Source organism: Candidatus Sordicultor fermentans (assembly GCF_012728195.1).
GTDB lineage: Bacteria > Atribacterota > Atribacteria > Atribacterales > Caldatribacteriaceae > Sordicultor > Sordicultor fermentans.
The window spans coordinates 1-5,567 of sequence record NZ_JAAYFP010000124.1 but is presented as its reverse complement, the minus strand read 5'-3'; the positions used below and the strand labels follow the sequence as shown (position 1 = coordinate 5,567).

The window sequence follows — 5,567 nt, the reverse complement described above, 5'->3', positions numbered from 1 at the left end:
TGATGGGAAAAAGGATATTTGTTTTCAGTACTACTCCTCAATTTGGTAGGAAATGTCTGGAGAAGGATCCAGAAGGAGTGATAGTTACCAGTCACTACTCGGTGTCGGAGGGTAGACTGGCTCGGGTGGCAGCGGAATATGTGGGAGGATGCGGAGCAGGTAGAGCTTATTGTGCTCTACAACCTGATGGGGTAATTACTCCTTGTGTGTTTATGCCTATTGTTTTAGGAAACATTATAGAACAACCTTTCTTCCAGATCTGGAGAGAGTCATCAGTGTTAAAAGAACTTAGAGATAGAACCCTTTATCGGGGACATTGCGGAGAGTGTGATTATCAGCTGGTTTGTGGAGGATGTCGAGCTCGGGCTTATACTTATTTTGAGGATTATTTAGCTCCTGATGCGGGTTGTAAGTTCAATCAAGAATTTTGGGAAGAGATAGAAAAAGAAGAGCCTTATCTGGCAAATTTTTAATTTGATTGAAGAGGTGAAAGATGGATAACAGTTTTTACGTTACTACTCCTATTTACTATGTAAATGACGTTCCTCATATTGGTCATGCTTACACTACTTGTGCTGCTGATGTTCTGGCTCGCTATTATCGCTTGCGGGGGTATCAAGTCCTTTTCTCTACCGGTACCGACGAACACGGACAAAAGATAGAAAAAGCCGCTCGGGATTTGGGAATCACCCCTCAAGAGCTGGTAGATAAAATGGTGATTCGTTTCCAGGATTTGTGGAAGAAAATGAATATCTCTTATGATGAGTTTATCCGTACCACTGACCCTCGCCATATAAAGGTGGTGCAAGATTTTTTCCGCTTATTAGATGAGCGGGGCTACATTTATCTCGGAGACTATGAAGGATGGTATTGTGTCCCCTGTGAAACTTTCTGGCCGGAAAGCCAGCTGGATGAGCGCTTGGTTTGTCCCGATTGCGGGAGGTCTTTAGAGAAATTAAAAGAAGAGAGCTATTTTTTTGCTCTTTCCCGCTTCCAGGAGCCACTTTTACAATATTTGGGAAGCCATCCCGATTTTATAATGCCCGAAAGCCGGCATCACGAAATTGAAAGTTTTGTAAGAGGGGGGCTTAAAGACCAGAGCATCTCTCGTCTGGGGCTGGAGTGGGGGATACCGGTTCCTTCCGATCCTCGTCATACTCTTTATGTATGGTTCGATGCTTTGGTTAATTATTTAACGGTAGCGGGCTGGGGAACTTCGGAAGAGAAATTCTCTAATTTCTGGCCTTATGCCTATCATCTGGTGGGTAAAGATATTCTTCGCTTTCATGCTGTTCTCTGGCCCGGGATGCTCATGGCTGCATCTTTACCTCTCCCTCGCCGGATATTCGCCCATGGTTGGTGGACGGTAGAGGGAGAAAAAATGTCTAAATCTCGAGGTAACGTGGTAGATCCTTATTTGATGATTGACCGCTATGGGGTAGACCGTTTCCGATACTTTCTGATGAGAGAAGTGAGCTTTGGTCTGGATGGAGACTTTTCAGAAAAAGCGCTGATAGAACGTTCTAATGCTGATTTATCTGATAACTTTGGTAATTTTGTTCACCGAACTTTAGGGATGGTATGGAGATATAAAAAAGGGGTGGTGAAAAAGCCTTCTCCCTATCAGGATGGAGAATGGGAAAAGTTACTGGAAGAGGTAAAAGAGGGTTTCCAGTACTATATGGAGCGGTTTGCCTTCTCTCAGGCTTTAGAACAAGTCTGGAAACTGGTACATTTTGCTAACCGCTACATCGAGCGAGAAGCTCCCTGGAAATTGCACAAAGAAGGGAAAGAAAAAGAGGTGGAAAATCTTCTTTATCGCCTATTAGACAATGCTCGGTTACTGAGTTTTTTCCTTTACCCTTTTATGCCTGATACTACTTTGAAGTTGAGAGAGCTTTTAGGTTTGCAGCAGGATCCGGGAAAAGAAAGCCTGGAAGAAAGTCTGTGCTGGCAAGGAGGACCGGAAGTTTATTCAGTGGAGGAGGCTCAGCCTTTGTTCCCGAGAATTATAGAGTAGAGGAGTGAAAAAAATGGTATTGCCGGAAATCAATCTGGAAGATTTTCAAAATATTGACCTGCGGGTGGGAGAGGTAGTAAAAGCAGAAAGAGTGGAAGGAACTAAAGCTCTTTTGGCTTTGCGAGTCAACCTGGGAGAAGAAGAAAGAACCCTGGTGGCGGGCTTGGCTAATTATTACACACCTGAGGAGTTGATGGGGAAAAAAATCATTGTTCTCACTAATTTAAAACCGGCTAATATCCGGGGGATCAAATCAGAAGGGATGCTTTTAGCTGCTGATGATGGAAAAGGAGCAGTTAGCATCTTGACTGTGGATCGAGATATAGCGCCAGGAAGTAAAGTAAGATGAGTTTTTGGGTAGATATTCATGCCCATTTAGAAGGGGAGGAATTTCTAAAAGATCGAGAAGAGGTTATAAACAGAGCACAAAACGCTGGAGTAGAGATTATAGTCAATGCTGCTACTTCTCTCTCCTCGATTCAAGAGACTTTAAAGTTAGTGGAGCGTTATCCTTCGCTTTATGCTAGTGTGGGCATTCATCCCCAGGAGATAGGGGATGAATTGCCCGACTTCTCTATCCTCGAGGAATATGTACGAAAGGAAAAGGTTATAGCTATAGGAGAGGTAGGATTAGATTATTACTGGGATAGAAGTCATATCGAAAAACAAAAAGAAGCTTTTATCCAGCAAATTGAAGTAGCAGAAAAGTTTTCTCTTCCTTTAATTGTCCACTCCCGGGAATCTAATAAAGATTTATGGCAGATTATAAAAGAGAAGGTGCGGGATGTGGTGGTAATCTGGCATTGTTTTTCGGGGGACGAGGAGATTTTACAGGAAGCACTACCTCGAGCAGTTTACTTTTCCCTGGGGGGAGTGGTGACCTACCCCGGGGCTACCCATCTGCGAGAAGTAGTTCAAAAAATCCCCCTTTCTCGTGTTCTTTTAGAAACCGATGCTCCTTACCTTCCTCCTCAATCGCGGAGAGGCAGGAGAAATGAGCCAGCATTTTTAGTTGAGACTGCGTCATTTCTGGCTCAGTTATGGGGTGTTTCTCTTTTGACTTTGAGGGAGAAAGTATGGGAGAATTTTTGCTCGATTTTTGGAAGAAAACTTGATTTACGCTATAATAATAAAACGTAAGATAGAAAGGGTTTTTAGTTATGATCAAAATGAAAGTTCAGGGTTTGATGTTTGACCAGAAAAACACTATGGCAGTGGTAGTTCTGAGCGATGAAGAAGAAAAAAGGAGCCTTCCTATCTGGATTGGCTTGTTTGAGGCGCAGGCCATTCTTCTGGGTTTACAGGGAGTTAAGACTCCTCGCCCTCTTACCCATGACCTCATGGCTTCTCTTATCCACCAATTAGGAGGAGAACTGGAAAAAATAGTCATTACTAGAATTGTGGATAACACTTTTTATGCTCTTCTATATATTCAGGTGGAGGGAAATGAAATTACCATAGATGCCCGTCCCAGCGATGGAATAGCACTTTCTTTACGAATGGGGGCGCCCATCTTTGCTTCCGAGGAGGTTCTCAGCTCTACTACTGTAGCAACAGGAGAGATAGACGATAAGGAAATAGAGGAGTTTCGTCAGTTTTTAGATAATTTAAAACCGGAAGATTTAAAAAAATATCTGGGTTATGAATCATAACTGGATAATAGGAGTTATTGGTCAACATTCCTGCAGTGCAGAACTATATGAAAGTGCTTATCGAGTAGGAAAAGGGATTGCCGAACGAGGTGCTATTCTCCTTTGCGGAGGATTAGGAGGGGTGATGGAAGCGGCTTGTCGAGGAGCAAAAGAAGCTGGCGGTTTCACTGTAGGTATTTTGCCCGGCAATTCCAGGGAAGATGCCAACCCTTATGTGGATTTAAAAATTGTGACCGGTCTGGGAGAAGCCCGTAACCTGATAATTGTCCTAACTGCTTCGGCTCTCATAGCCTGTGGGGGTCAATCTGGAACTTTAAGTGAAATTGCCTTAGCTCTTTCTCATGACAAAATTCTCGCCGGATTGAATACCTGGAAAATTCAGGATTCTACGGGCAAAGAAGATTTTTTTCCTCAATTCCAGGATGCTGAGGAAGCACTACATTATGTTTGGGAGAAACTGGAGAGTAATAATGCCCTTTAGTGAAGAGCCAGGAGAAATTAGAGTGAGTGTGTCTACCCTGGTAGAAATGGCGGCGCGGAGCGCTTTCCTGGTAGAGGGGGTAATGGGGGATTTTAACCATCTCTTAAGGAATACCAAGGTCGTTGTGCAAGGAGAAACTCTCTCCCCCAATGATAGAGTCTCGACTAAAGAAAAAGGGGTATTTATTAATATTTCCTTAAAAGTGGATTCTCGGAAAAACTGGGAAGAGATAGCGCAAGAGGTGCAGAAGCGAGTGGCTAATATGATAAGAGAATGGGGATTCCCTCTGGAGGGGGTGAATGTAGAGGTTTCTGAAGTGGAATGGTTTTTAGAATAAAATAAAAAAAGGGGTGATTTGAATTGTACAATCCTGAAGGTTTATGCCAGGTGTGCAGGCATTGCGACGCAGAAATGAAGAAAAAGGGGATTTATAAGTGTCTATTAGGAGAGCAAAAAGAAAGACAAGAGCCAGTAGACCGCTGTGATTATTTTTTCCCTGGACACCTGGAACACCCGGAGGAGAACTATTCCATGTTAAACCCTTAGTCTGGTAGTTTCGGTGATTTAAGGGGCTAATTTTGACCAGCTTCCATATCTCTCCCCGATGGGGGCAGCATTTTCTGGTTGATAAGGCTGTCCGAGATATAATAATCGATAAAGCCGACCTGAAAAAGGAAGACACAGTAGTAGAGGTGGGAGTAGGGAAGGGGATCCTTACTGAAGTTTTGGTGCAAAAAGCCGGTAAAGTAATAGGGTGGGAAATTGATGAGCGGCTTTACCGGATGGTTCGGGAAAAGTTAAAAGATTATTCTAATTTAGTTCTTTATAGAGAAGATTTTTTATCAGCTGATTTACCGTCTCTCCTTTCTTCTTTTTCTTCCCTCAAGTTAGTTTCTAACATTCCTTATGCTATCTCTTCTCCCTTTTTTTCTAAAATTTTGGAAAGTGGAATTAAGTGGGATCTTCTAGTTTTAATGGTTCAGCGGGAGTTTGGAGAAAAAGTGTTGCAGAAAAAAGGAAGCCCTCTTGCAGTGGGAGTGCACCTCCTTTATGAAGTAGAAAAAGTAAGAGAGGTTTCTCCTGGTTCTTTTTCTCCTCCCCCTGCGGTTCGTTCTCTAATTCTTAAATTTATTCCTCTTTCTCCCCAGATAGAGCCTGATGCTTATAAGGAAATTATGCGCTGGGTTCATTTTCTATTTTCTCAGAGACGGAAGAAAGTAGAAAAACTTCTCCGTCCTCAATTGGGAAGAGAGAAAACCAGAGAAATTTTAGCTCGAGCTCATATTCATCCTGAGTGGCGGGCAGAACACCTGGAAATAGAGCACTGGATAGCTCTCGTTTCTCAACTCGAGACGATAGCCAATAGTTGACTACGAGAACACTGAGGAAGGAAAAGTCCCCGGAGAGGGGAGAT

The 5,567-nt window shown here is 43.1% G+C and carries 8 protein-coding genes; all 8 read left to right on the top strand.

Annotated elements, in window-relative coordinates:
- Nucleotides 1-473: SPASM domain-containing protein (locus tag GXZ17_RS06625; protein WP_409376504.1), on the top strand; the 473-nt coding region annotated here is incomplete at its 5' end.
- A gap of 20 nt (nt 474-493) precedes the next feature.
- Nucleotides 494-2,020 carry a methionine--tRNA ligase gene (gene metG, locus GXZ17_RS06620; RefSeq protein WP_409376503.1) on the top strand — a complete coding sequence of 509 codons (1,527 nt, stop codon included), beginning with the start codon at nt 494-496 and terminating at the stop codon, nt 2,018-2,020.
- Nucleotides 2,021-2,033: 13 nt separating this feature from the next.
- A complete protein-coding gene (gene metG / locus GXZ17_RS06615; RefSeq protein ID WP_409376502.1) occupies nt 2,034-2,369 on the top strand; it encodes a methionine--tRNA ligase subunit beta in 336 nt (111 codons plus the stop codon).
- Nucleotides 2,366-3,160, top strand: coding sequence for a TatD family hydrolase (locus tag GXZ17_RS06610; protein WP_409376501.1), 795 nt, complete (start codon nt 2,366-2,368; stop codon nt 3,158-3,160). Before metG (GXZ17_RS06615) ends, GXZ17_RS06610 begins: the two co-directional genes overlap by 4 nt.
- 20 nt (nt 3,161-3,180) lie before the next feature.
- The gene (locus GXZ17_RS06605) at nt 3,181-3,672 is read left to right on the top strand and encodes a bifunctional nuclease family protein (RefSeq protein ID WP_409376500.1); all 492 of its coding nucleotides are present in this window, start codon (nt 3,181-3,183) and stop codon (nt 3,670-3,672) included.
- Complete coding sequence (locus tag GXZ17_RS06600; RefSeq protein ID WP_409376499.1) at nt 3,662-4,153, top strand: TIGR00725 family protein; 492 nt, start codon at nt 3,662-3,664, stop codon at nt 4,151-4,153. Before GXZ17_RS06605 ends, GXZ17_RS06600 begins: the two co-directional genes overlap by 11 nt.
- Entirely contained in the window at nt 4,143-4,490 is a 348-nt protein-coding gene (locus tag GXZ17_RS06595; protein ID WP_409376498.1) for an Asp23/Gls24 family envelope stress response protein, read from the top strand. The genes GXZ17_RS06600 and GXZ17_RS06595 overlap by 11 nt, the downstream gene beginning before the upstream one ends.
- A 241-nt stretch (nt 4,491-4,731) precedes the next feature.
- Nucleotides 4,732-5,523 carry a 16S rRNA (adenine(1518)-N(6)/adenine(1519)-N(6))-dimethyltransferase RsmA gene (gene rsmA, locus GXZ17_RS06590; protein ID WP_409376497.1) on the top strand — a complete coding sequence of 264 codons (792 nt, stop codon included), beginning with the start codon at nt 4,732-4,734 and terminating at the stop codon, nt 5,521-5,523.
- Nucleotides 5,524-5,567 lie beyond the last annotated feature (44 nt).

Bases quoted from the DNA above. Each gene is read 5' to 3' on its own strand.
- metG (WP_409376503.1), top strand. From the start codon at position 494: ATGGATAACAGTTTTTACGTTACTACTCCTATTTACTATGTAAATGAC.
- GXZ17_RS06600 (WP_409376499.1), top strand. From the start codon at position 3,662: ATGAATCATAACTGGATAATAGGAGTTATTGGTCAACATTCCTGCAGT.
- GXZ17_RS06605 (WP_409376500.1), top strand. From the start codon at position 3,181: ATGATCAAAATGAAAGTTCAGGGTTTGATGTTTGACCAGAAAAACACT.
- GXZ17_RS06595 (WP_409376498.1), top strand. From the start codon at position 4,143: ATGCCCTTTAGTGAAGAGCCAGGAGAAATTAGAGTGAGTGTGTCTACC.
- GXZ17_RS06610 (WP_409376501.1), top strand. From the start codon at position 2,366: ATGAGTTTTTGGGTAGATATTCATGCCCATTTAGAAGGGGAGGAATTT.
- metG (WP_409376502.1), top strand. From the start codon at position 2,034: ATGGTATTGCCGGAAATCAATCTGGAAGATTTTCAAAATATTGACCTG.